Genomic DNA, 2,716 nt, shown 5'->3' on the forward strand with positions numbered 1-2,716 from the left:
GCCCGGTCCGGCGGGTCGAGATAGAGGCCCACGATGTCGTGTTCAGCAGGATGCTCACGGTCTGGGCCATGGCCTCAGACTCGCACTCTCTCCTCACCTTGTGAATCTCCTGTCTGCTTCAATGCACTAGCAACTTGCGGCCGTGGGGCTCCTGCAGGCCTGCCGCCTCTTTCGTAAACCGATTGCCATTCGGATTTCCAATGGGAGAGGTATGTGAAAGCGCCGACACGGCTGTTCTCCGTCGGGCTGGACAAACCCACGAAAACCCTCGTTTCTGAAAGCCTCCAATCGCCCGCGTTCACATCCGTTCCCAGATGTCGGATGCCTACGCACAGCTCTTGTCGTGACCCCATTACCGCTAATGCCGCAGCTGGAGGACGGGCGGCCGTTCCGCGACTTTGATCTAGATCAAGGACCAGTGCGGTCTTCCGGCGCCATCTTCGCCCGCGTCATCCGATGGAGAAGGCGATCATGCGCAAGACGATGCGCGCGGCGGTGGTGAGGCGGTTCGGCGAGCCGCTGGTGATCGAGGAACGGCCGATCCCCAGCCCTGGGCCTGGCGAGTTGCTCCTCAAGGTGGTCGCCTGCGGCGTCTGCCACACCGACCTACATGCGGCCGACGGCGACTGGCCGGTGAAGCCGCTGCCGCCCTTCGTCCCGGGACACGAGGCGGCCGGCATCGTCGCCGCCGTCGGGCCGGGCGTAACCGGGTTCAAGGAGGACGACCCGGTCGGCGTCGCCTGGCTGCACGACGCCTGCGGCGGCTGCGAATACTGCATCACCGGCTGGGAGACGCTGTGCGAGTCCCAGCACAACACCGGTTACAGCTGCGACGGCGGCTTCGCCGACTACGTCATAGCGTCGGCGCCCTATGTCGCGAAGCTGCCGCAGCGGGTGGACTTCGCCCGGATGGCGCCGATTCTGTGCGCCGGCGTGACCACCTATAAGGGCTTGCGGGAGACCGAGGCGCGGCCGGGCGAGTGGGTCGCCATCTCCGGCGTCGGTGGCCTCGGCCATGTCGCGATCCAGTACGCCAAGGCCATGGGGCTGCATGTGGCGGCGCTCGACGTGACCCGTGACAAGCTCGACCTGGCACGGTCGCTCGGCGCCGATCTCGTGGTCGACGCCATGGCGCCCGATGCCGCGGTGAAGATCGTGAAGACGACCGGCGGCGGCGCCCATGGCGTGCTGGTGACGGCGGTGTCGCGCCCAGCCTTCGCCCAGGCGCTCGGCATGGTCCGCCGCAAGGGTGTCGTCAGCCTGGTCGGCCTACCGCCGGGCGACTTTCCGACGCCGATCATCGACGTCGTGCTGAAGCGCATCACCGTGCGCGGCTCGATCGTCGGCACCCGGCAGGACCTAGCCGAGGCGATCGCCTTCGCCGCCGAGGGGAAGGTGAAGGCCACGATCACGACCAGGCCCATCGAGGCGGTCAATGCCGTCTTCGACGCCCTACGGACAGGTTCGGTCGAGGGCCGCATCGTCCTCGACATGGCCTCCTGACCGCCCGTCCGCGCCGATCCCTCGCTCAACGGCTTGCACATGACCTGGACCGATCCCGCGCCGGCGGCCATGCCGGCCCCGGCCCTGCTCGGGCTCTTCGACGAGCGGATCCCGCGCCCTACCAGACGTGCGGCACGTTCCGACCGGTCCGCGACCATCAGCTCCATCTAGACAAGGGAGGCATTGGCCATGACATGGATCAAGCTCAACACGATTCAGTCCGAGCGGCCGTTCGATCAGGCCGTGGTCGGCTTCATGGAGCTCTCGGCCAATCACAACGCCCACCTGCACTACATCCACGGCGCCGTCATCGCGATGGTCCGAGCGCTGGCGGCGGACCGGCCGGAACCGCAGTCCCAGGCCCTCGTCGAGGCCCTGGCCCGGCTCGACGAGGCCGAGGCGGTGATCGCGGAGTATGAAGCGAAGAGCCTCGATGCGATCGAGGCCCTGGCCAGCAAGTTCCAGGCCGCCGTACAGTCGCGGCCGCCAGACTGATCGCCGCGACAACGGGGAGGCAAGGCGTTGCCGAAACTGGACAAGACCTAGGAGGCCGAGTTCGAACGGCTTCACGGCGAGCTGGTCCGCCTGCAGCTCTGGCTCAAGCCGTCAAGGCCACCCTGGGCACTGTCACGGTAACCTGAACGAGTCGCACGTTGCCTCGGTTCGATGCTGTGCTTAGGCCGCGGTTAGCGGGCGGAGCCGAGCTTGGGACGGCGGCTTGGGCGATCAACTCCTCAGGCCGGGGTGATCTCCGGGCGTAGGTGCACGCCCTGTGGCGCGTCGCCGGTCGTGACCAGCCGCCAGAGCGCAATCAACAGCTTCGAGCGAGAGCTACGATCATCGTCAAGCGGACTTTGGCCGGCGCGCCATCGGTGCGCTTGCGCCACCATTGGGCTAGCGCGCTGTCTGGTTGGAACCGTAGGAAGCGCCAGGCGAATTGGATCATACCGCGCCGCGCCCGGGCGCTCCCGACGCGCGCCAGGCCGCGCTCTCGGCGCCCGGCACCGCTTTCGTCCGGCGAGCCGGTCAGGCCGGCGAAGCGCGCCACCGCCCGTCGATCGCGAAGCCCGCGCGAGAGCAGCTCCTGAACCAGCATGTCGGCGGTCTCGACGCCGATCCCGATCACCCGCGCCAGCAGCCGCACCATCGGCCCACCGTCCTTTGCCGGCGCCCGCTCCAGGCGCCCCAGCCGCGCCGCCTCCAGCTCGGCGAC

At 68.1% G+C, this 2,716-nt stretch carries 3 protein-coding genes; 2 read left to right on the forward strand and 1 reads right to left on the reverse strand.

The window, feature by feature from the left end; genetic code table 11:
* Nucleotides 1–471: 471 nt before the first annotated feature.
* Nucleotides 472–1,503: an alcohol dehydrogenase AdhP gene (gene adhP / locus FFK22_RS41330; RefSeq protein ID WP_138893640.1), complete on the forward strand. Its 1,032-nt coding sequence runs from the start codon at nucleotides 472–474 to the stop codon at nucleotides 1,501–1,503.
* 189 nt (nucleotides 1,504–1,692) lie between these two features.
* Entirely contained in the window at nucleotides 1,693–1,998 is a 306-nt protein-coding gene (locus FFK22_RS41335) for a hypothetical protein (RefSeq protein ID WP_138893639.1), read from the forward strand.
* A gap of 316 nt (nucleotides 1,999–2,314) precedes the next feature.
* On the opposite strand, the gene FFK22_RS41340 is transcribed toward FFK22_RS41335, so the two are convergent.
* Nucleotides 2,315–2,716 (reverse strand): transposase (locus tag FFK22_RS41340; RefSeq protein ID WP_221939282.1); only part of this gene is annotated, 402 nt, incomplete at its 5' end.

The sequence above is a fragment of the Mycobacterium sp. KBS0706 genome (assembly GCF_005938675.2).
GTDB lineage: Bacteria > Pseudomonadota > Alphaproteobacteria > DSM-16000 > Inquilinaceae > Inquilinus.